Source organism: Alcanivorax sp. MD8A (genome assembly GCF_002888555.1).
Classification (GTDB): Bacteria; Pseudomonadota; Gammaproteobacteria; order Pseudomonadales; family Alcanivoracaceae; genus Alcanivorax.
This window is the reverse complement of record NZ_AQOQ01000016.1, coordinates 25,451-47,130: the sequence shown is the minus strand read 5'-3', so window position 1 is coordinate 47,130 and position 21,680 is coordinate 25,451. Positions and strand designations below refer to the sequence as shown.

17 protein-coding genes and 1 pseudogene are annotated in these 21,680 nt (G+C 58.0%); 6 read left to right on the top strand and 12 right to left on the bottom strand.

Features of this window, described 5'->3' with window-relative positions:
* Positions 1-7: 7 nt before the first annotated feature.
* Complete coding sequence (locus A15D_RS10145) at positions 8-1,204, bottom strand: efflux RND transporter periplasmic adaptor subunit (RefSeq protein ID WP_102791846.1); 1,197 nt, start codon at positions 1,202-1,204, stop codon at positions 8-10.
* A 667-nt stretch (positions 1,205-1,871) separates the two neighbouring features.
* On the opposite strand from A15D_RS10145, the gene A15D_RS10140 reads away from it, so the two are divergent.
* On the top strand, positions 1,872-2,822 hold the full coding sequence (locus tag A15D_RS10140) for an AraC family transcriptional regulator (protein ID WP_022984786.1): 951 nt from the start codon (positions 1,872-1,874) through the stop codon (positions 2,820-2,822).
* 99 nt (positions 2,823-2,921) lie between these two features.
* Here A15D_RS10140 and A15D_RS10135 read toward each other — a convergent pair whose 3' ends face one another.
* From A15D_RS10135 to A15D_RS10125, 3 genes are all read right to left on the bottom strand, one after another.
* Entirely contained in the window at positions 2,922-3,683 is a 762-nt protein-coding gene (locus A15D_RS10135) for an ABC transporter permease (RefSeq protein WP_031226193.1), read from the bottom strand.
* Positions 3,684-3,685: 2 nt separating this feature from the next.
* On the bottom strand, positions 3,686-4,636 hold the full coding sequence (locus A15D_RS10130) for an ABC transporter ATP-binding protein (RefSeq protein ID WP_102791845.1): 951 nt from the start codon (positions 4,634-4,636) through the stop codon (positions 3,686-3,688).
* Between the two features lie 325 nt (positions 4,637-4,961).
* The gene (locus A15D_RS10125) at positions 4,962-6,362 is read right to left on the bottom strand and encodes a PhoPQ-activated protein PqaA family protein (protein WP_102791844.1); all 1,401 of its coding nucleotides are present in this window, start codon (positions 6,360-6,362) and stop codon (positions 4,962-4,964) included.
* Positions 6,363-6,539: 177 nt separating this feature from the next.
* Between A15D_RS10125 and soxR the strand changes: the two genes are divergently transcribed.
* Positions 6,540-6,986 (top strand): redox-sensitive transcriptional activator SoxR, encoded by a 447-nt coding sequence (soxR, locus tag A15D_RS10120; RefSeq protein ID WP_022984790.1) that lies wholly within the window; start codon positions 6,540-6,542, stop codon positions 6,984-6,986.
* Positions 6,987-7,108: 122 nt separating this feature from the next.
* Complete coding sequence (locus tag A15D_RS10115) at positions 7,109-8,122, top strand: isocitrate dehydrogenase (RefSeq protein ID WP_102791843.1); 1,014 nt, start codon at positions 7,109-7,111, stop codon at positions 8,120-8,122.
* Between the two features lie 130 nt (positions 8,123-8,252).
* Here the strand turns inward: A15D_RS10115 and hemH are convergent, their stop codons facing one another.
* Both hemH and A15D_RS10105 read right to left on the bottom strand, forming a co-directional pair.
* Entirely contained in the window at positions 8,253-9,290 is a 1,038-nt protein-coding gene (gene hemH / locus A15D_RS10110; RefSeq protein ID WP_102791842.1) for a ferrochelatase, read from the bottom strand.
* A 281-nt stretch (positions 9,291-9,571) separates the two neighbouring features.
* Entirely contained in the window at positions 9,572-9,988 is a 417-nt protein-coding gene (locus A15D_RS10105; RefSeq protein ID WP_102791841.1) for a thioesterase family protein, read from the bottom strand.
* A 176-nt stretch (positions 9,989-10,164) separates the two neighbouring features.
* Here A15D_RS10105 and A15D_RS10100 point away from each other — a divergent pair, with 176 nt between their 5' ends.
* Both A15D_RS10100 and A15D_RS10095 read left to right on the top strand, forming a co-directional pair.
* Positions 10,165-11,748: an ABC-F family ATPase gene (locus A15D_RS10100; RefSeq protein ID WP_102791840.1), complete on the top strand. Its 1,584-nt coding sequence runs from the start codon at positions 10,165-10,167 to the stop codon at positions 11,746-11,748.
* 19 nt (positions 11,749-11,767) lie between these two features.
* Positions 11,768-12,076 (top strand): DUF1244 domain-containing protein, encoded by a 309-nt coding sequence (locus A15D_RS10095; protein ID WP_102791839.1) that lies wholly within the window; start codon positions 11,768-11,770, stop codon positions 12,074-12,076.
* 400 nt (positions 12,077-12,476) lie between these two features.
* Here A15D_RS10095 and A15D_RS10090 read toward each other — a convergent pair whose 3' ends face one another.
* From A15D_RS10090 to A15D_RS10075, 4 genes and pseudogenes are all read right to left on the bottom strand, one after another.
* Complete coding sequence (locus A15D_RS10090; protein ID WP_102791838.1) at positions 12,477-14,387, bottom strand: choice-of-anchor I family protein; 1,911 nt, start codon at positions 14,385-14,387, stop codon at positions 12,477-12,479.
* Between the two features lie 257 nt (positions 14,388-14,644).
* The gene (locus A15D_RS10085; RefSeq protein WP_102791837.1) at positions 14,645-16,291 is read right to left on the bottom strand and encodes an NAD(P)/FAD-dependent oxidoreductase; all 1,647 of its coding nucleotides are present in this window, start codon (positions 16,289-16,291) and stop codon (positions 14,645-14,647) included.
* A gap of 90 nt (positions 16,292-16,381) precedes the next feature.
* Entirely contained in the window at positions 16,382-17,314 is a 933-nt protein-coding gene (locus A15D_RS10080) for a reductase (protein ID WP_102791836.1), read from the bottom strand.
* A gap of 31 nt (positions 17,315-17,345) precedes the next feature.
* Positions 17,346-18,141 (bottom strand): annotated as a pseudogene (locus tag A15D_RS10075) (SDR family NAD(P)-dependent oxidoreductase).
* A 163-nt stretch (positions 18,142-18,304) separates the two neighbouring features.
* Here A15D_RS10075 and A15D_RS10070 point away from each other — a divergent pair.
* Complete coding sequence (locus A15D_RS10070) at positions 18,305-18,916, top strand: TetR/AcrR family transcriptional regulator (RefSeq protein ID WP_022984800.1); 612 nt, start codon at positions 18,305-18,307, stop codon at positions 18,914-18,916.
* 333 nt (positions 18,917-19,249) lie between these two features.
* On the opposite strand, the gene A15D_RS10060 is transcribed toward A15D_RS10070, so the two are convergent.
* The gene (locus tag A15D_RS10060; protein WP_102791834.1) at positions 19,250-20,773 is read right to left on the bottom strand and encodes an NAD(P)/FAD-dependent oxidoreductase; all 1,524 of its coding nucleotides are present in this window, start codon (positions 20,771-20,773) and stop codon (positions 19,250-19,252) included.
* A 59-nt stretch (positions 20,774-20,832) separates the two neighbouring features.
* The gene (locus A15D_RS10055) at positions 20,833-21,669 is read right to left on the bottom strand and encodes an SDR family NAD(P)-dependent oxidoreductase (protein ID WP_102791833.1); all 837 of its coding nucleotides are present in this window, start codon (positions 21,667-21,669) and stop codon (positions 20,833-20,835) included.
* Positions 21,670-21,680 lie beyond the last annotated feature (11 nt).

Here is a 21,680-nt window from a genome sequence, read left to right as displayed (position 1 = left end):
GCGTGTCTCAGGGTTGTGCTGCGGCGATGGCACTGGCCTGGCCAGCCGGGGCGGCAGGTTCACGCATCGCTACCTGTCTGGGCTGTACCGGCATGCCATCACCAAACACTTTCTGGAGACCGTTGACGATCACCTGGTCACCCTGCTGCAAACCACGACGAATCACCTGCAGATCATCGACCTGCCGTCCGGTTTCGACCTGCCGCCTCGCCACGGTATTGTCGCTGGCCACCACGTAGACGAAACGACGGTTCTGGTCAGTCAACACCGCCTTGCGGTTCACCATCACGGCCTGATCCAGCTTTGCCACAGGCATTTCAACACGGGCGAACTGGCCGGGCTTAAAAATGCCATCCGGATTGGCCAGCTCCGCGCGGAACTGCAAGGTCCCGGTGCTGCGATCCAGACGGTTGTCGATAAAATCCAGCGTGCCCCGATGGGGATAGCCACTTTCCCCTGCCAGCCCGATGCGTACCGTCGGCGACGGAGCCAACGCTAGCACCGGCTGACTTTCCAGGGCAGATTGTTCGTCGGCCTCGAAATACACGTGCAAAGGGTCCACCGATACCACTGTGGTCAGCAGTGTCTGGTCCGCGTTGGCCAGGTTGCCACGAGTGACCATGGCGCGGCCTGCCCGGCCACTCACCGGCGCCGTCACACGGGTGTACTGAAGATCCAGCTCGGCGGTATCCAGCGCCGCCTGCGCCGCATTGACCAACGCCTTGGCACTCAGCAACGCGGTGCTGCGTTGGTCATACTCTTCCTGGGAAATGGCCCGGCTTTCCAGCAAGGTGCTGGCTCGCACTGCCTCACTACGCGCCTGGGTCAAACGGCTACGCGCCTGTTCCAGCTGCGCACGAGCGGCTTGCACCCGTGCCTGGTAAGGGCGGGGATCAATCTGGAAAAGCAGATCGCCCTCCTCGACCAGCGCCCCTTCCTCAAAGGCAACCTTGTCAATATACCCACTGACCCGGGGCCGTAACTCCACCGTTTCCGGTGACACCACCCGCCCGGTAAAGGACTCCCACAGGGTCACCGGTTCTGCTATCACGTTTGCCACATCAACCTCCGGTGCCGGCATTGGCTGTTGCCCGGCTTCACTTCGGGCATCACAACCCGCCAGAAAAATCACCGCCATCAGTGCCGCGAAAACACCCCAGTACAACCCGGCCCCAGTGGCCGTTTCTCCACTTATCGTTTCCATTTCCGTGACTCCCGCTATCACTCTTTGTGAGTCCAACCGGACTGTCCATTTCGACAATCCCGATCACCCACGTACAAAGCAGACCAATCTGCTATGACTGCGCACTCTATTTCCTCAAGCTAACTTGAGGTCAACATTGTTTTTGCCTGTTGCTGTGACGGGCAAAAACATGGAAAGCATGTCGAAGAGGCGAAGAATGGCTGCGCAGGCTGCGGCAAGAATTTCCAACCGCCCGTCGTGCAACCCTGGAGCGAAAGCGTAGGCCCGGGAGCAGGAATCCGGGTAGCGGGTTCCTGTTCTATGATTGCCCATTTCTGTTTTGGCAAAGGATCAGCACCTCATCAGGGGACCAGGTTTGTCCCGAGTTACGCCACGGTGACGGTAGAGTTTCAGGTAAGTGACCACGGCCGGCGCCGTCTTTCTTAGACGGAAAACCGTTAAAAAACCGGAAAATCCCGCTAAAAATGGGGCATACGGACACAAGAAAGGAAATCCACGTGCGAAATCGAGACACAGGCGCCAGACACAATCGACTGCCCATTCCTGCGGCCAGATAAAGTCCACTTGCCAGTTTCTGCGCAGTCATTGCCTATTTCTGCAGAAAATGTCTGAATGGGGACACAGCCCGACCCTGCCAGCCCTATACTGGCTGCCACAGGAGGCCACCATGACATCACGCACCCCTGAATTACCCAGAAACCTCAGCGCCACGCCTCAGCAGCAACTGACCCAGGTAGTCGAACGATGGGCCCGTGAGCCCGGCATGCACGAGACCCCGATTGAAGGTGTCTCCCTGTACCGTTCAGATGGCCTCACCAGCTGCAATTCCACGGTGTACGATCCCTCGCTGATTTTTATTCTCCAGGGCACCAAGACCGTTACGCTGGGCGACCGGGAAATTGTCTACGGCCCCATGAGCTATTTAGCCAACTCGGTGCATCTGCCGGTGCTGGGCCAGATTGTGGATGCCTGTGAAGCCCGTCCCTATCTGGCCGCCAAAATCAGCATTGATCCCCAGGAAGTCACCGATCTGGTGCTGGAGCTCGGTGACCGGGTGGCACAGATGGATCCCGATGCCAGCTGCTCCGAAATGGGCTGCAGCCTGTGCATGACACAGATGGACCCGGCCATGCAGGGCGCCCTGTACCGCCTGCTCGGATTACTGGATTCACCTGAAGACGTTCCGGTACTGGCACCACTGGCTCGGCGGGAAATCATTTACCGTTCCCTGATCGGCGAACTGGGACCACGGATGCGCAAGTTTGTTGCTGCCGATTCCCAGGCCAATCGCATTTCCCGGGTTATTTCGACCCTCAAGGATCGCTACGCTGAACCCCTGCGGGTCAAGGAACTGGCCGACTCTGCCAACATGAGCGAGTCCAGCCTGTTTCACAGTTTCAAACAGGTTACCCGCATGTCACCGCTGCAGTTCCAGAAGAAACTGCGCCTTCATGAAGCCCGTCGCCTGATGCTGACGGAAGGGCTGGAGGCGGCCACCGCCAGCTACCGGGTCGGCTATGAAAGCCCCTCCCATTTCAGCCGTGAGTACAGCCGGATGTTCGGCGCCCCGCCCAAAGCGGACGTTTCGAAATTACGTGGCGAACAGATCAGCGCCTGATCTGGCCCATGGCAAACGCAAGAGGCCGCCTCCATCCCTGGACGCGGCCTCTTTTTTATCGGTCCGAATCTGGCTCGGCTTGTGCCCGAACCGCAATACTCAGCTCTTGAGCCGATAACCGGTTTTGAAGATCCACCACACCAGGCCAAGACAAATGGCCAGGAACAACCCGGTCATCCCCAGACTGACGGCGATATGGACATCAGCAGTCCCAAAAAAGCTGTAGCGGAAACCGCTGATCAGGTACACCACGGGATTGAAAAGCGTCACCGTTTGCCAGAATGGCGGCAGCATATCGATGGAATAAAAACTCCCACCGAGGAAGGTAAGCGGGGTAATGATCATCAATGGGATGATTTGCAGTTTTTCAAACGTATCAGCCCATACCCCAATGATAAAACCGAACAGGCTGAAGGTGATCGCAGTCAACAACAAAAAGCTGATCATCAGCACCGGATACTGCACTTCATAATCCACAAACAACCGGGCAGTGATCAGAATCAGGATACCCAGGATAGTGGACTTGGTCGCCGCGGCGCCCACATAGCCAATAACAATTTCCACGTAGGAAACCGGTGCCGAAAGCACTTCATAAATGGTACCCGAGAAGGTAGGCATATAAATGCCGAATGACGCATTGGAAATGCTCTGTGTCATCAGGGACAGCATGATCAACCCGGGAATGATGAACGCACCGTAGCTGACACCATCAATCTCGACCATGCGCGAACCAATGGCAGAGCCGAACACCACGAAGTAGAGCGACGTGGAAATCACTGGCGAGGCAATACTCTGCATCAAGGTTCGCCAGGTACGCGCCATTTCAAACGTATAAATCGCCTTGATGGAGTAAAAATTCACTTTCATTGGGCGCTCCCCGATTGTGCTGACGCGGTGCTGTTCACCAGATCCACAAAGATATCTTCCAGTGAGCTCTGCCGGGAATGCAGGTCCTTGAACTCGATGCCTTCATCACTGAGCTTGCGCAGCAGCTCGGCAATCCCGGTGCTCTCCTGATTGGCATCGTAGGTGTACACCATGGCATAGCCGTCATCGCTGAGCTCAAGGGATTCGTAATTCAGCGAGCCCGGCAAAGCGGACAGAGGCTCGGCCAACTGCACCGTCAATTGTTTTCGGCCCAGCTTTTCCATCAGGCGCGCCTTGTCATCCACCAGAATGATTTGCCCCCGGTTGATAATCCCGACCCGGTCCGCCATTTCTTCGGCTTCCTCAATGTAGTGGGTCGTCAGGATAATCGTCACGCCCTGCTCGCGGAGCTGGCGTACCATCTCCCACATTTCACGGCGCAACTCCACATCCACACCGGCGGTAGGCTCGTCCAGAAACAGGATTTTCGGCTCGTGGGACAACGCCTTGGCAATCATCACACGACGCTTCATGCCGCCGGACAAGGTGATGATCTTGTTGTCCTTCTTGTCCCACAACGACAAGGATTTAAGAACTTTCTCGATGTGCGCATCGTTGCGCGGTTTGCCGAACAGACCGCGACTGAAACTCACCGTGGCCCACACCGTTTCAAACGCATCGGTGGACAACTCCTGTGGCACCAGGCCAATGGCACTGCGCGCCGCCCGGTAGTCCTTGACGATATCGTGGCCATCGGCAAGCACCGTGCCTTCAGACGGATTCACAATGCCGCAGATAATACTGATCAGGGTAGTCTTGCCTGCCCCGTTGGGGCCCAGCAGAGCAAAGATTTCACCGGCCTGGATATCCAGATCCACATTCTTCAGGGCCTGAAACCCGGAACCATAAACCTTGTTGAGGCCTTGAACGGAAATAACAGCTGTCATGGCTTTTCTCCTCGGGCGCACATTATGTCATGGATCCGAGGGAACCTCTGAATAACGTCTTACATGCTCAGTCTTTCAGGCTGGTTCGCCCCCTCTATGGGCCAAAAGGTAAAGAGGGGCGTGCTTTTGAAGGTGTATGTCCATCCATCGGCTCTTCACCTTCGAAGGAAGCACAACAACGAGTGCGGGCCAGCCTGGAAGACCCGAAGGGCGCGACCTGAAGCGCCCATCTGCTGCGCTTTGTCGCCAGGAAAGGGAACCACCCTGCCCGTTGCGACAAAACACAACAGCTGAACGCTTCAGGTCACGCTGAGCATGCAAGACGTTAATCAGAGGTTCCCCAGTCAGCGCGGTGCGAATCACACTCGCGTGGAGGATAAGGCAAGGCCTGAGGCCTGACCTGAATATCGGTGGTCACCACCTGCTGGTTGATTGCCAGCCAACCACCAAAACGCGCCTCGACAAACCAGGCCTGGTAGCCCTTGTCCGGGTCAGGCAGGTCAACCCGGTAACGCCCGTCACCATCCGCATCCAGCTCAGTGGCGCGCCAGCCATTGCTGATACTCTGCTGGCGAAAATCCCGTGCGGAGGGGTTCACCGCCTGCCACAGCAGCATGGATCGCGGCGGTTCTGACGGGGTGATGACCCACTGCGGGTTCTCCAGCTGTGCGCTCACATTGGGGGGCGTTCGCCCCTCCAGAATAACGTCCAGCCAGTTGGCCACCTGACTGAGTCGCACCACCCGGTCGAGGCTATCACCCTGGCGATGGCCGCTATTGGGGGTATAGCGCAGCCAGCGATTCGGCCCCATGTCGGCAAAATAAAACTGGCGGCTGTCGCTGACAAAGTAGGCGTCCCCGGACGCGTTGATCACCAGCTTTGGCAAGGACAATCGATCCCGTAACGCATAAGGATCCACCGTTGCCAACATGGCCTTGCCGGGCCCTGTCCGGATCAGGCAATCAATGCCCTGCTCACTGAAAGCGCGTAATGCCGGGGTGTATTCACCGTAAGCGCGATGCTGATGGTCGAACTGCTTCGCCAGGTTGAGCATATCGATGGAGACCGGCACCAGCGCGCGAATACGCGGGTCCTCGGCGGCCACCAGCCAGGCGGTCCAGCCGCGCTTGGATGACCCCAGCAGGGCAAAATCCACTACCGGCTCGAGCCCCGGCTGCTGCGCACTGAAGGCCTGCACCGCATCCAGAGAGCGTCGTACCGCTGTGACCATGGCGTGCTGGACAGGCGCCATATCGCCCACTCGCGCGGCGCGATCCATGGTCCAGGCCAGCAGGCTGTCTTCGCGGCGGGGGGTCGCCGTGGCATCGGCACTGAAGACCAACGGCTGATTCGGCACCTGGCGTATCTCGACTACCGGCCGGCAGAAGATCAGCGCCAATGCCGTGGACAAGCTGCCGGGCGATTCCCGCAGCACCGCTCCGGGCCGGTCACCACCACTGATGATCACCAGCGCTGTGTGGTCGTCCCGTTCGCGGCCGGGACAAGCGGCAGACCACGGCACGGAAATCGAGACCTCATGCTGCCACGCCGGCTGATCCACCTGCGATGGCGTCAACCACTGCTGGGACTCTACCAGCAGAAAATGGTGGTCCACCCACCAGCCATCCTTGCTGTGGTAATGCTGCCAGTCGACCGGTGCCGCCGGCTTGCCTGATACCCCCATCGGCAGGGCCATCACCAACCACACAGCCATCATCCATTTCATTGCGTTACCCCAGCCTCCTGTTTGCCCGCCCGTACCCTACACCAATCTCCCACAACGGGATGCGCCGCCATCGCGGTTTGCGCAACGACCGGGATCCTTGCATCCTCCCGGTCACCCGCGTAAAACCTCAATATTCATTGAGGTTTTACGCGAACAGCATGGCCCGGAGACCAGACTATGCGTATCAATCCGGAAGATCACGGCAAGGCACTTACCGTAGGTGAAGTGGCGGAACGCAGTGGGGTGGCGGTGTCTGCCCTGCACTTCTACGAAACCAAAGGCCTGATTCAAAGCCAGCGTAGTGCCGGCAACCAGCGACGCTACCATCGGGACGTCTTGCGCCGGGTGGCGGTGATCAAGGTGGCACAACGCATTGGCATTCCACTGGCAGAAATCGCCGGGGCCCTGAGCGAACTCCCCGATGGCAGAACGCCCACCGCCCGGGACTGGAAACGGCTGTCCGCCCGCTGGCGCGTGCAGCTGGATGAGCGCATCAATGATCTGACCGTCCTGCGTCACCAGCTGGATCAGTGCATCGGTTGTGGCTGTCTTTCCATCAAGGCCTGCCGACTGCGCAACCCCTGTGACGAGCTATCCGAAAAGGGTCCCGGTCCACATATATAGCCTCTCACAACACTGGCCCCCTCTTTCTCCGAGCGCCCTGCGACCTTTGTCGGCATTCATTTTGCAACCTTGAGCGGGCAAAATGGTCACACCCGTCACCTTTCCCGCAATCAGGAGGCAGCATGAATGACAACACCGTAACCGTGATTCCCGGCGATGGAATTGGACCGGATATCGTGGATGCCACGGTACGCGTACTGGACGCCCTCGATTGTGGACTCAAGTTTGAATACGCCATCGCCGGCCAGACAGCCCTGGATCAGGGACTTGACCTGGTGCCTGCAGAAACGCTGGAGACCCTTAAGCGTAATCCCCTGGCCCTGAAAGGCCCGATCACCACTCCGGTAGGTGGCGGCTTTACTTCTGTGAACGTGACCTTGCGCAAAACCTTTGACCTGTTTGCCAATGTGCGGCCCGCGCTCTCCATTCCCGGCGTCAATTCCCGCTATGACAACGTGGACATCATGACCGTGCGCGAGAACATCGAAGGCATCTATTCCGGTCTGGGTCAGACCGTCAGCGAGGATGGGGAAACCGCTGAACTGCGCAGCCGCATCACACGCACAGAATCCGAGCGCCTGCTGCGTTTTGCCTATGACACCGCCATGAAACAGGGCCGCAAGAAAGTCACCGTGGTGCACAAGGCCAACATCATGAAATCCACATCCGGGTTGTTTCTGGATGTCGCGCGCAACGTGCGTGAGGACTACCCGGACCTGGAACACGAAGAAATGATCGTGGATGCCTGCGCCATGCAGCTGGCCATGAATCCGCACCGCTTCGATGTGATCGTCACCACCAACCTGTTCGGCGATATTCTTTCCGACCTGTGCGCTGGCCTGATCGGCGGCCTGGGTGTGGCACCCGGCGCCAACATTGGCGAACACGGCGGTCTGTTCGAGGCAGTGCATGGCAGCGCACCGGATATTGCCGGCAAGGGTATCGCCAACCCCACCGCCATCATTCTGGCCGGTGCCATGATGCTCGATTACATGGAAATGCACGACAAGGCGAAACAGCTACGCCGCACGGTACGGCAAGTGGTTGGCGCAGGTGAAGTAGTGACAGCGGACCTGGGCGGCAGAGCCAGCACCACCGAGTTTACCGATGAGCTGATCCGGCATCTTACTGCCTGATTGCATACAACACCCTGCAGTGACTGGCCGCTCGCCCCGCTGTCAAAGAGGGGGCATCCACCGAGGACACTGAGTTCAACGTGAAAAATCCGGTTTGACTCGCGATGGCTCAGTGTTCCCCGTGAGCTGGCTACCCGTCAGCGCGTAACGACCAGCCCTGCAGGTTATCCTCGATCAGCTGGGTCAGTGCATCCAGATGTACCGGCTCCGCATTCAGCGCCGGGATATAGGCAAACGACTCCCCCCCAGCCTCTTCGAAGTACTCACGGTTTTCTTCGTCAATTTCTTCCACGGTTTCCAGACAGTCCGCGGAGAATCCCGGGCAGAACACCTGTACGGACTTCACCCCCTCACCAGGCAACGCCTTCATGGTGGCATCGGTATAGGGCTGCAACCATTCTTCCGCACCGAAGCGGGACTGGAAGGTGGTCATCCACTCATGCTCTTGCAGACCAAGTGCCCGAGCCAGCAATTGCGAGCTTTGGTGACACTCATGGAAGTACGGGTCGCCCTTGAGCAGAAAGCGCTTGGGCACACCGTGGTAGCTGAAGACCAGCTTGTCCGCGCCGCCATGCTGGTCGCGCCAGGCACGAATGTGGTCAGCCATGGCCTGAATGTAGGACGGGTAGTCCGGGTAATGACTGATAAAGCGCAGGTCCGGCAGCAGGCGGCGCTTCATGAAATCCCGGGCAAGGGCATCAAAGGTCGATGCATTGGTAGAGGCCGAGTACTGGGGATACAGCGGCAGCACCAGCAGCTTGCGAATGCCTGCATCCTCAAAGGCTTGCAGTTGGCCGGGGATGGAGGGGTTGCCATAACGCATGGCGACACGAACCTCCACCGCATCCCCGTACTTGCGCTGCAGGCGCTCGCGAATCCCGTCGCCCTGGGCAAGGCTGTGAAACAGCAACGGGGAACCTTGCTCGGTCCAAATGCCCTTGTAGGCCTCGGCCGATTTGGGAGGACGAATGACCAGAATCACCAGATTGAGAATGAAGAACCAGATAAACCGGGGAATCTCGACCACCCGGGGATCAGACAAGAATTCGCGCAGGTAACGGCGCAACGCCCCGGTTTCCGGTGCATCCGGCGTTCCCAGATTAGTGATTAGCACCCCGACCTTGTGGGGCTGAAGGTGGTCAAGATTGTCCTGTCCCTTGTAGGCCATCCCTATTTCTCTCACTCAGCAAATCGTCAAAGGGCTAGTGTAGCGAGATCGCGTCAAGACGCCATGATGACTGTATCTATGGGGGAGATAGGGCCTGACGACTGACGCCAAATTCAAAACCTGGCCCTTCCAGCATCGCGCCCCTATCAGTGGGAGCGGTGGTTCCACCGCGATCCGGGAAGGCGCTACGCGCCATCGTGGTCGAACGACTACTCCCACAAAGCCCTCTCCACCCTAAACGCCCTGGCTTTTGACCTTCCTCGTAGCTCGTGGCTCAAAGCTCACCGCTGCTCTTCCTCCGGCAACGCTCCCAAATGCTGCTCCAGCACCTGACGGAATGTGGCCGGGATCGGCGAGGACGCCTGCTTGTCGTGCTCGAAATGCACTTGCACGGCCTTGCCCCGCGCCACCAGCTTGCCGTTCTGCCATGCCTGATGCAGCACCACGAAGGAACTGTTCCCCAGCCGCTCAATGCCGGTGCGCAGCAGCACGTCGCTGCCGTAGTAGATCTGCCCGACAAAATCCACTTCGATACGGGCCAGGATCAGGGGCAACTCTGCAGGCTTGTTGCCTTCGGTGTTGAACAGCTCAAACAGCGGGGAGCGGGCGGTTTCAAACCAACCCGTCACCACCGTGTTATTCACGTGGCCAAAGGCGTCGGTTTCGTAGAAACGGGGCGTCACAGTCAGTTCAAACATGGGATCCTCAGTGGTTCAGCGCAAAGGCATCAATCATACCCGTGAGTAGGTGCAAATCGAACACCTGCCCGCGATCTGCCCGGCGGGCCTGTGTTTTGCTGCCCGAGCCGGTACAATGCCGCCTCTTTCACCCCCGTGCAGGCCCGCCTGCCGCTGCGTTTCTACAGGATTGTCTCTTGATTTCTACTGCCAACATCACCATGCAGTTTGGTGCCAAGCCGCTGTTCGAAAACGTCTCCGTGAAATTCGGCAACGGTAACCGCTACGGCCTGATTGGCGCCAACGGTTGCGGCAAATCCACCTTCATGAAAATTCTGGGAGGCGAACTGCAACCCAGCAGTGGCCAGGTCATGATTGATACCAATGACCGCCTCGGCAAGCTGCGCCAGGACCAGTTCGCGTTTGAAGAGCACACCGTGCTGGATACCGTGATCATGGGGCACACGGAACTGGCCGAGGTCAAAGCCGAGCGCGATCGTATCTATAGCCAGCCGGAAATGAGCGAAGAAGACGGCATGCGGGTGGCCGATCTGGAAATGAAATTTGCCGAGATGGACGGCTATACCGCAGAGGCTCGGGCAGGGGATCTGCTACTTGGGCTAGGGATTCCAGAAGAACAGCACGCCGGCCCCATGACCGCCGTGGCCCCCGGCTGGAAACTGCGGGTATTGCTTGCCCAGGCACTGTTCTCTGACCCGGACGTGCTGTTGCTGGACGAACCGACCAACCACCTCGACATCCACACCATTCGCTGGCTGGAAAATATTCTGGTGGCGCGTTCCAGCACCATGATCATCATCTCTCACGACCGCCACTTCCTGAACAGCGTCTGTACCCACATGGCGGATCTGGACTATGGCGAGCTTCGCCTGTTCCCGGGTAACTACGATGAGTATATGACTGCTGCCACCGCTGCACGCGAACGCCTGCATGCGGACAACGCCAAGAAGAAGAAGGAAATCGCCGAGCTGCAAAGCTTCGTGAGCCGCTTCTCTGCCAATGCCTCCAAGGCAAAGCAGGCCACCAGCCGGGCCCGCCAGATCGACAAGATCCAGCTCGAAGAGGTCAAACCCTCCAGCCGGGTCAGCCCTTACATCCGCTTTGAGCAAACCAAAAAACTGCACCGCCAGGCCGTGACTGTGGAAGGGCTGGGCAAGGGCTTTGAGGACCTGACCCTGTTCCAGGATCTCAACCTGCAGATCGAAGCCGGTGAACGGGTCGCGATCATCGGCCCCAACGGCATCGGCAAGACCACCCTGCTACGCTGCCTGGCCGGCGATCTGAACGCCGACAGCGGCATAGTCAAATGGGCAGAAGCCGCCGAGCTGGGTTACTTTGCCCAGGATCACAGCCATGACTTTGCCGACGACATGATCCTGTTCGACTGGATGGCACAATGGACCGCCGACGGCGAACAGGCCGTGCGTGCGGCTCTGGGGCGTATGCTGTTTTCCAACGACGAGGTAAAAAAATCCGTCAAGGTAATTTCCGGTGGCGAACAGGGCCGCATGCTGTTCGGCAAACTGACACTGACCAAGCCCAACGTACTGTTGCTCGATGAGCCCACCAACCACCTGGACATGGAATCCATCGAGTCCCTGAACCTGGCACTGGAAAACTACCCAGGCACACTGATTTTCGTGAGTCACGACCGGGAGTTCGTCAGTTCCCTGGCCACGCGCATTCTGGAAATTACCCCGCAAGGCATTCGTGACTTCAGTGGCAGCTACGATGACTACCTGCGTAGCATAGACGTCTGAAAACAGAGCAGGAGCCCCCATGACCGATATCGACCAGACCACCAGAACCGAACTGGAAGCCGCCGCTTTTCGGCGTTTGCTGCAGCATCTGGATGAACACAAGGACGTACAGAATATCGACCTGATGATCCTGGCGGACTTTTGCCGAAACTGTTTGTCCAAGTGGCTCTCTGCGGCCGCCAGCGAACGGCAAGTAGAACTGGATTATGAGCAGGCCAGGGAATGGGTCTACGGCATGCCCTACAACGAATGGAAGGACAAGTTTCAAGCACCCGCCACACCGGAACAACTGGCGGCGTTTGAAGCCAAACAAAAAGCCAAATCGTGATAAAAATCTGGTCGGTGGTCTGACGTCGGACGACTGCTAGAGGCTGAAAACCGGCCAAAAGCATCGCCGTGGAACCACAGCTCCCACGGCAGACCAGAGCCGGTCACTACGGGATTCCCGGGAAAACCCGATCTAAACCTCCCCTCCCTTTCCGTAGGAGCGTTGCTCGCGGCGCGATAGCCGTTGTTAAATACAGATCCACCAAAGAGGGCACAGTGCTCAGGAAGGAAAACGGGGTTTTCTCCGTGAACTCTGCGCCCTCTGTGGTGAAAACGCTTTTGATCCTGGTCTTAAATCGCGCCGCGAGCGACGCTCCTACGGAATGGGCATTGCTATGAGGCATTCCCGTTGATCCGTATGAACCAAACCATGCCCACCGAATCGCAGTGGACTTAGCGCCTTACTCTTCTGACACCAGCACCTCATACACCGCGGTGGTACCGCTGACCTCATTACCCACTACCAGTAGCGGCTTGCCTTGCGGCGCATCGCTGGCGGGAATGAAGACCAGCCCTTCCGGACCCAGATCACCAAAACCGGCCAGGTTACCATTGTCCGGGTCTTCCCCGTCCCACAGTTCACGGCTGTTCAGGTAGTCCTGGAAAATCGGTGCGGTCGGATCCGTGATGTCATACACCATCACGCCCCCCATGCGTTCCAGCCCCAGGAACAGGAAGGTTTTTTCCCCCATCACACCAATGGTCAGGCCTTCCGGCTCCGGCCCCTTGGCATCACTGCGGCTATCCATGGCGCCACTTTCGTCATGACCACTGTTGAACCAGGTCTTGCAGTCGATGGACCGGTCACTCCCCAGCTTGCAATCGTCGCCTGCGAGGAACTGCTCAATGGCATCACCACTATCGAACACCTGCACACCGTCTTCATCCCAGATGGAGAAAGAACGGCCGCCGTAGCTGTACAGCGTGTCGTACATGATGCGGTCACCCGCATCATCCTGAACCCCTGCAGCGTTGTACATCACCGGGTCGCCTGCCGCATCGGTTTTGTAGCCGGCCGTCCAGGTAATGTTCAATCGGCCGAGTACATCATCATCACGGCAACCTTCCGGGTCACCCGCGACAGCACCACAGTAACCGAACACCGTCGGATCCAGCAGTGCACCTGCTGCCAGTTCACGCAGCTGGGGAGGCATGTCATCACCACAGCGACGGTCGAAGCCATCGGTGTGAACAAGGTGTTTTACACGAAACTCTTCCACAAAGCCCTGGCTGGCATCCGGCTCACACAGCACCGGCGGATCTTCCGAATCATCGGCCTCTTCACCCCAATAGGCATCGTTATCCTCACCCCAGGCACGGGCATCCCCTTCGTTGGCGGTCACCAGGTAGGTGCTGCCATTGGCGCTGTAAGCATGGATCGCATCGGGCTGGTAAAGCCCCACAACTCCGCCCCAGGTCTTGATATCAATCACTTCATCATCATCGCTGGCATCAATACCCTTGCCGGCCTGGCTGCGGTCAATCTCGCCAAGGGGGAGAATGTCGGTGACGGTGGCCGTGGCGATGTCGAGCTTGGCCAGCGCATTGTTTTCCTGCAGCGTGACCCATGCGGTTGCCCCATCGGCAGAAACTGCAATGTACTCCGGCTCCAAGTCCTGGGCAGCAGACGCACCCGGTCCATAAATACGCACCCCGGCTTCACGCAGGTCAGCGGCATTAAAACCAGAAAAGTCGGCATGGGTGACGACCGGAGAACCGGTGTCTGTCACGTTGATAATGCTGATGGAACCTTCCGGGTCCACGCTGTAGTCGTCACTGGGCTCGCCTTCGTTAGCGGTCAGCACCGTCATGCCATCCGGCGTAAAGGTGATCATATCTGGCTGCGGGCCGACTTCGGTGCTGCCCAACAGGGTCAGGTCGTCCGCTTGATACAGCGCGACAAAACCGTTATCGGTTTTAGGGTCCGCTTCAATGGCGACGGCGACCAGGCCATTTTTTACCGCCACACTATTCACTTTGGCACCTGCCGCGATGGCAGACACATTGATACTGCTCAATTTCACCGGCGCAGAAGGATCACTCAGATCCAGCACATCCAGCTCCCCGGCTTCAGCATTAACCACAAACAACCGCTGGCTGGCCGCATCATAGGCCGGAATTTCAGCTGCAGAGGCATCAAAGCTGCCGGCCTGATAACGGCCGGAAAACGCCAGCTTGATGGAAGCCGGGGTCACCTCTGCCACCGGGTCACCGGTTTCGTTCGTGCTGTTATTGTCATTACTGTCATCGCCGCCACAGGCAGCCAGCATCGCTGCCAGCGTGGCAGCCCCCAAAAAATGCCAGGATTTCATCGGTATCCCCTTCGGTTGTATTGGTACGCAATGGTGAACACTGCGTTTTACCGATCAGGGGTTAAGGTTGAACGACATTCGTGTGACAGTTTTTTGGCTCACTTCGGTACGCCATGGCTGGCAACACACAAGGGGCATCGCGGAGGAGAAGAAAACCCGATTGCCGCAACCCGCGATCCACCATAAAAAAACGCGGGCCAAAGGCCCGCGTTCACCGGAAAAACCAGGGGAGCACTCCACTCCCTACCCAATTCTCATCAGGCGGTTTGGTAATCTTCTTCTTTGAATTCCGACATCTGGGCGGCGTACTGGGTCGCAAACCCCGGATACATGGTGGCATTGAACCCGTCTTCAGTGAGGTACCAGCTCTTGCAGCCGGAGTTCCAGTTGGTTTTCGCCAGCCGCTTCTGGATACTCTTGTTGTAACGGGCCTGCACCTCCTCTTTCACATCCAGCACCTTCAAATCTTCGCCCACAATCTTGCGAATTCCCTTGAGTGCGTACTCCAGCTGAGACTCCATGTACACCAGCGCAGAGTTGTGCCCAGGGCCAGAGTTAGGTCCGAAGGTCAGGAACAGGTTGGGGAAGCCGGACACATTGATACTTTTATAGGCCTGCGCACCGCCCTTCCATTCATCCCCCATGACTCGGCCGTTCAGCCCCTTCACCGTAAACGGAGTACTGGCATTGCAAACCTTGTAGCCGGTGGCAAACACGACGCAATCCACCTGGTGCTCAATACCCTCCACGGTACGAATACCGTTATCGCTGATGCGAGCGATGGGCCAGGTAATCAGCTTGGCGTTCTCTTTCTGCAGTGCTGGGTAATAGTCATTGGACATGAGCACCCGTTTACAGCCGATGGTGAAATCCGGCGTCAGCTGACGACGCAGCCAGCGGTCTTTCACCTGGGTGCGCAGATGCAACTTGGACAATCGCTCGGTCAGACGCGTCAGCGGCGAGTTCCAGATAAACGCCAGCGCCATGCTTTCATGACCCCAGTAGAGAAGATTGCGCATGGCCTGCTGACTGGCAGGGAGCTTACGGAACAACTGCTTGTTCCACTCCGGCGTGACAAAGTTTGGCCGTGGCAACACCCAGCCGGGAGTGCGCTGGAACACCTTCACATGCTTGGCCACCTTGACCAGCTCGGGAATGATCTGCACGGCACTGGCACCGGTGCCAATCACCGCCACATTTTTGCCGCTGAAATCATAATCATGATCCCAATCAGCACTGTGGATTTTCTTGCCCTTGAAGTCGTCGATACCGGTAATGTCCGGGAAGCCGAAAGTGGACAACGGACCCTGCGCCATCAAGGCGGCACGACCGGCAAACATTTCCTTCTTGTCAGTGGTCGCTGTCCAGAGACCCGCCTTCTCATCGAAGCTCAGGTCGGCCACGTTCTGCTGGAAACGGATGTGTTTTTCCAGACCGAACTCGGCCACCATATGCTGGATGTAACCAAGAATTTCCTGGCTGCCTGAGAAACTGCGTGACCAGTTGGGGTTGGGCGCAAAGGAATAGGAATACAGGTTGGACGGAATATCACAGGCCGCACCGGGATATTGATTATCCCTCCAGGTACCGCCGACAGCCGTATCCCGCTCAAGAATCAGAAAATCCTCGATGCCGGCCTGCTTGAGCCGGATCGCCATACCAATGCCCGCAAACCCGGCGCCAACGATCAATACCGATACCGGTTTGATTACTGGCTTGCGCTTGACTGCACTCTTTCGCGCAGCCTTTTTGGGCGTTGCCGCTGTCTTTTTGCGCGCGGCGACATTGCCGGTCGCAGCGCGCTTGCTGGCCGTTTTTTTCGCAGCCGATTTCTTGCGCGCAGGGGCCTTGGTAGCAGCCGCCTTGCCTTCAGCGATTACCTTGCTATTTGGAGTGTCAGACATAGGATTGGGCTCTTGCTGTGACTCAATACAGGTTAGGGGACTGGCTGGGCCAGCCCCATGACCGGTTGTTCCATGAATTGATCGCGAAGATCAGCGAGTGGCGGTGGGCTCGTAGGTCAACTCCTTCACCCAGGACGGCACTGCCGGCAGTGCCCGACGCGGCACGTACTGGGTCAACTTCACCAACCCGTCCACCGGCACGTGATAGAGACGATTGGAGCGGTTGGTCACCCAGCGCCCATGTTGCTTGATGATCTGGAACCAGGGGTTACGACGACCGTCTTCGGTGCGTCCGCCAATGCGCTCGAACTTGTTCATGGCCTTGTACAAACGCTCTTCCGGCAACCCCATCTCTACAATGTTGTCACGCATCTTGTTGAGCAAGGGAACATAAGAGGCAATGCCCAGCATCAATCGCGGATCCAGCAACGGCGCCAGCATTTTGGTGGCAGCAATAAAGGTTTTGCCACGCCCCTGCATTTCCATGACGGTAAAGCCCACTCCAAGATGCCGCGACTCATCATCGTTGATTTTTTCGAAGGCCTGGTGGCACACCGGGTCTTTCACCGATTCCAGCAGGAAGGTACACAGGGCGCCGTCAAGGGCAATTTCCAGCATGGGAATCACCGTACCCAGCACATACAGCGGCATTTCATCGGCATAGCGATCCAGCCATTCGATGACGATACGCAGGTTGATGTTGGGCTCAGGAATTTCATCCCCCTCCAGCATGCCCCAGCGTTTCATCAGGGCCATCTCGGCATTCGCATGGCGCTGCTCTTCCGCATGGAAGTAGGTGTAAATTTCGCGCAGGGTATCGTTGGGCGCCTTCTTTGCCAGCGCCGCAAAACCGCGTGCCCCCACATGCTCAATCCACATCAGATCGGCCATGAACTCTTTCAGTTTTGGCCACTGCTCTTCGGTAATCAGTTCCGCCCCCGGGGCATCCCAGTCAATGTCTGACAGGGCCCACTGGGTGCTCTTGATTTTGGCAAGCATTTTGTCGAGGTCGATGGAAGCCATGATGCATTCCTCCCGGGTACAGGGTAAAAAATTAAAGTTTGGCAGCGGCCAGACGGCTGAGCAGTCCGGCGCCACGGGTATAGGTTGCGGGCAGCAAACGCTTGGCGCGCCAGATCATGCGCGCATCGAACTGGGGCAGCACATGCAGCTGGCCGCGGGCCAGTGCCTTGAGGGTGGTATCCGCTACCCCCTCGGCAGACACGCCCGTGAGTTCGATAATGCGATTGAGCACCGGCGGCACGCCGCCATGAATGCGCCCTGCGCTAAAGATGTTGGTGTTGACCACCGTGGGACACAGCACCGTCACATTGACGCCGGTGCCAGCAGTTTCCGCGGCCAGTGTCTCGGACAGGGCCAGCACCCCCGCCTTGGTCACGTTATAGGGCCCCATCAGTGGCGCGGCGGCAAAACTGGCCGAGGATGCCACGTTGATAATCCCGCCCCGCCCCTGCTGCTTCAGCAGGGGCGAAAACGTGACAGCCGTAGATCACGCCCCACAGGTTGATGCCCATGGTCCATTCCCAATCTTCCAGGGAAATCTCGCCGATGTTCTTGCCACCCACACCCACGCCGGCGTTATTGATGACCAGGCTAACCGGTTCAGGCAACAGCGCCTGGGCCTGCTCCGCCAGAGCCTCTACCTCTGCACGTACACTGACATCGCAACGCAGCGCCCACGCCCGTCCGCCGGCCGCGGTAATCCGGTCCACCGTTTGCTGGGCGGTCTCCAGGTTGATATCGGCACACACCACCGCGCCGCCGCGCGCCGCCAGCGCTTCTGCAAACGCCCGGCCAATGCCGCTGCCCGCGCCGGTGACTACGGCCATGGCGTGGTTAATCAGTTTGTCTTGTTTACCGAACATGGTGTCCGATCCTCGTTGGAAGGCTGCCGCCGATACGGGGCCGATGGCACAGCCAAACGTTTACTGTTACATTCACTGATGTAACAGTAAAGCGAATGCTCGTTCGGATACAATTCGGATTACCCCCATGGCCAGAAAACCCAAACAACAACGCTCCAAAGCCACTGTAGACGCCATCATTGAGGCCACTCTGCTGACCATTGCCGACCAGGGACCAGCGGGTATTACGGCCCGTCACATTGCTGAGCGGGCAGGGATCGGCGTGGGTTCACTGTACGAATATTTCGACGACAAGAACGCCATCGTGCAGGCCGCATCAGAGCGTTTTGTGGAAGACACCGTGGCCATGATTCATCCACTGGTGCCAAAGATGGTGCGCATGGATATTCGCGGTGCCATCCATACCCTGCTCTTCAACTTCCGCGACTTTCTGGAAGAGAACAACGAGCTCTACCTGCGTTTTGCCCGCCACGCGTTCAGCATGGACATGGTGATCTATCAGGCCCCCATCTCCCGCACGTTGATGGACTTCTTTACCCAGTATCTGATGCACCACCCGGAACTGCTGAAACTGCCCAACATCCCCGGCCTCGCCTATTTCTATATCAACGGCGGCATCTACACGGTGATTCGTCACCTGTCCGCCCGAAACCCCACCCAGACCTTTGAGGAACTGGTGGCGGTGCTGGGGGACACGCTCAGTGGCTACGCCGAGTACACCCTCAGCCAGAAGGAATAAAGAACACGCAGTAACAGGGGAAAGAAAAAAGGCTCATCGCGGATTAAAGGGAATCGTCTACAGAAAAGCCCCCTTCCGTAGGAGCGTCGCTGGCGGCGCGATAACCCACGTCGTTAAAGACTATTTACCACAGAGAGTATAGGATCCACAGAGGAAAACCGTCCTCCTCAGTGAACCCTGTGCCCTCTGTGATTAAAATGCTTTTGATCCTGGTCTGGGATCGCGCCGCCAGCGACGCTCCTACGGCAAGGGAGGGAATGAAATTCGGCTTTTCCCGGAAACCCGCGATGAACCAGAAAAAAGGGGCTGAATCAGCCCCTTCCTGCAACAGTGTTACGCCGCCTTGCGGTTGGCTTTCTGTTGCTGATACACCACCTCGTAATCCTTGAGCCGGAAACGGGACAGGCGCTTTTTCAGGGCTTTCAGTGACCAGGGCCAGGCCGCAAAATTTCGGCCATTCTGGTCCAGGTAGTAGCTCTTGCAGCCACCACTGTTGAACACCGTCCCCTTCAGGTGTTTCTGCACTTTCTGGTTGTGCTGTTCGATCACCGAAGGGCGAATGGTAAGGCGACTGATCCCGCGATCACGGATTTTTTTCAGCCCATCGATGATGTAATCCAGCTGAGCCTCGGCCAGCACAATGAAAGAGTCATACACCAACACGTTAGGCCCCAGCACCAGGAAGGCATTGGGCACATCGGCCAGAGCTGCGCCCAGATAAGCTTCCGGCGAGCTGTCTTTCCACAGGTCGGACAGGCGCTCACCCTTGGCGTTGAAGACCTTGCGGCCTATCGGCGGATGAGACACATCAAAACCGGTACCCCAGATAATCACATCGACCTCATGGCGTTCACCGTTGGCGGCAATCACCGTGTTGCCGTCGACCTCCACCAGACCATGGGGAATCAGACTCGTATTTTCCGCCTGCAAGGCGGGATAATAGTTGTTGGCAAACAGAATCCGCTTGCAGCCCAGGGTGAAGTCCGGTGTCACGGCCTTGCGCAACACCGGGTCATGCACCTGCAGCCTGAGCAGCTGCCTGGCGGCACTGCTCACCGGCTTGAGCACGTTCGGATTGCGCAGCCCGAAGTTGATCACATTCAGGGAGCCCGCTACCGCTTTGCGCCAGCCGTGCTGGATCGCGGGTAACCGCTCGATCACGCTTTTGCTGGTCTCACTCAACGGCAGGTCCGGCTTGGGCAGCACCCAGGGGGCCGTGCGCTGAAACACGAACAGCTCTTTTACCCTGGGCTGAATTTCCGGCACAAACTGGATCGCAGACGCACCGGTGCCAATCACCGCAACCCGTTTTCCGGTCAGATCATAATCATGGTTCCACTTGGCAGAATGGAACATTTCGCCCTTGAAGGTCTCCAGCCCCGGCAGCGAGGGAATCTGCGATTCGGTGATCGGCCCGGTGGCAAACACCACGGTGCGGGCCAGGTATTCCCCCTTGCTGGTATTGAGCACCCACAGGTCACGGCTGTCATCCCAGCGCGCCTGTTCCAGGTCCGTGTTGAATTCAATCAGCGGGGTGATGCCGAAATCGTCGCTCACCTCTTTCAGGTAGGCGAGGATTTCCGGCTGCTTGGCAAACAGGCGACTCCATTTGCTGCTCAACGCAAACGAATAGGAATACAGTGACGACGGCACATCACAACCGCAACCGGGATAGGTATTCTCACGCCAGGTACCGCCGACCTGGCTGGCCTTCTCGATAATCTTGAAGTCGGTATAGCCTTCTTTACGCAGCTTGATCGCTGCCGCCAGGCCGGAAATGCCGGCGCCGACAATCAGGGAATCATAAACAGGCGACACCGGGGACGCTGCCTTGTTCTGAGCCTTGTTCTCAGCCATAGGGTCTCTGCCTCTTTTCTTTTCGTGTTCGGGTGGTTCGCGGTTCAAGTCCGGCCGCATCAGCCAAGAAACCGGTAAGAGAAACCCAGGAATCGGGCATACAGATCCGGCGAAGCACGCTTCATCAACCAGAACAGCTTCGCGTCTACCTGCGGCGTGGTGTACAGCTCCCCTTTATCGAGCCGGTTCAGGGTCAGTTTTGCCACACTGTCACTGGTAGTCATCGCGTAGTTCATCAACGCATGGTCTGCCAATCTGGAATACCGCTCCGGGATACGGCCATCCTTGATGATGTTGGTGGGCACCAGGGTCGGGCACAGCACATTGACGCGAATGTTGTCCTTTTTCAGTTCCGCATACAGGGTTTCGGACAGGGCGCGCACCCCGGCCTTGGTGACGTTATAGGCGCTCATTTCCGGCGCAGCCGTAAAGGATGCCGCCGACGCCACATTGATGATGGCCCCGCCACCCTGCTTTTTCAGGCCGGGTACGAAATAATGGCAGCCGTGGACCACACCCCACAGATTCACATCCATTACCCATTTCCAGTCCTGCAGGGACAACTCATCAAACTTGCCACCAATGCCGACGCCGGCATTGTTGACCACCAGAGTCGCCGGGCCGCCCAGCAAGGTCTCGGCCTCCTTCGCCAGCGCTTCCACCTGCTTTGCCTTGCCCACATCACAGGCAACCGCCCACCCCTGCGCACCCAATTCCCGAATCATGGCGACCGTTTCTTCGGCATTGGCCAGATTCAGATCCGCACACACCACCGCACCACCGCGGCGAGCCAGCTCCAGGGCAAAGCTGCGACCAATGCCACTGCCTGCGCCGGTGACTACCGCCCGGGCGTTAGTGCTGGGCCGGGAAAAGCGTTGTTTGATCAGCTTCAACATAATGTTCCACT

Excerpts from the sequence above, each read along its gene's own strand:
- A15D_RS10145 (WP_102791846.1), bottom strand. The coding sequence starts at position 1,204 with ATGGAAACGATAAGTGGAGAAACGGCCACTGGGGCCGGGTTGTACTGG.
- A15D_RS10140 (WP_022984786.1), top strand. The coding sequence starts at position 1,872 with ATGACATCACGCACCCCTGAATTACCCAGAAACCTCAGCGCCACGCCT.
- A15D_RS10130 (WP_102791845.1), bottom strand. The coding sequence starts at position 4,636 with ATGACAGCTGTTATTTCCGTTCAAGGCCTCAACAAGGTTTATGGTTCC.
- A15D_RS10125 (WP_102791844.1), bottom strand. The coding sequence starts at position 6,362 with ATGAAATGGATGATGGCTGTGTGGTTGGTGATGGCCCTGCCGATGGGG.
- soxR (WP_022984790.1), top strand. The coding sequence starts at position 6,540 with ATGCGTATCAATCCGGAAGATCACGGCAAGGCACTTACCGTAGGTGAA.
- A15D_RS10115 (WP_102791843.1), top strand. The coding sequence starts at position 7,109 with ATGAATGACAACACCGTAACCGTGATTCCCGGCGATGGAATTGGACCG.
- hemH (WP_102791842.1), bottom strand. The coding sequence starts at position 9,290 with ATGGCCTACAAGGGACAGGACAATCTTGACCACCTTCAGCCCCACAAG.
- A15D_RS10105 (WP_102791841.1), bottom strand. The coding sequence starts at position 9,988 with ATGTTTGAACTGACTGTGACGCCCCGTTTCTACGAAACCGACGCCTTT.
- A15D_RS10095 (WP_102791839.1), top strand. The coding sequence starts at position 11,768 with ATGACCGATATCGACCAGACCACCAGAACCGAACTGGAAGCCGCCGCT.
- A15D_RS10090 (WP_102791838.1), bottom strand. The coding sequence starts at position 14,387 with ATGAAATCCTGGCATTTTTTGGGGGCTGCCACGCTGGCAGCGATGCTG.
- A15D_RS10085 (WP_102791837.1), bottom strand. The coding sequence starts at position 16,291 with ATGTCTGACACTCCAAATAGCAAGGTAATCGCTGAAGGCAAGGCGGCT.
- A15D_RS10080 (WP_102791836.1), bottom strand. The coding sequence starts at position 17,314 with ATGGCTTCCATCGACCTCGACAAAATGCTTGCCAAAATCAAGAGCACC.
- A15D_RS10070 (WP_022984800.1), top strand. The coding sequence starts at position 18,305 with ATGGCCAGAAAACCCAAACAACAACGCTCCAAAGCCACTGTAGACGCC.
- A15D_RS10060 (WP_102791834.1), bottom strand. The coding sequence starts at position 20,773 with ATGGCTGAGAACAAGGCTCAGAACAAGGCAGCGTCCCCGGTGTCGCCT.
- A15D_RS10055 (WP_102791833.1), bottom strand. The coding sequence starts at position 21,669 with ATGTTGAAGCTGATCAAACAACGCTTTTCCCGGCCCAGCACTAACGCC.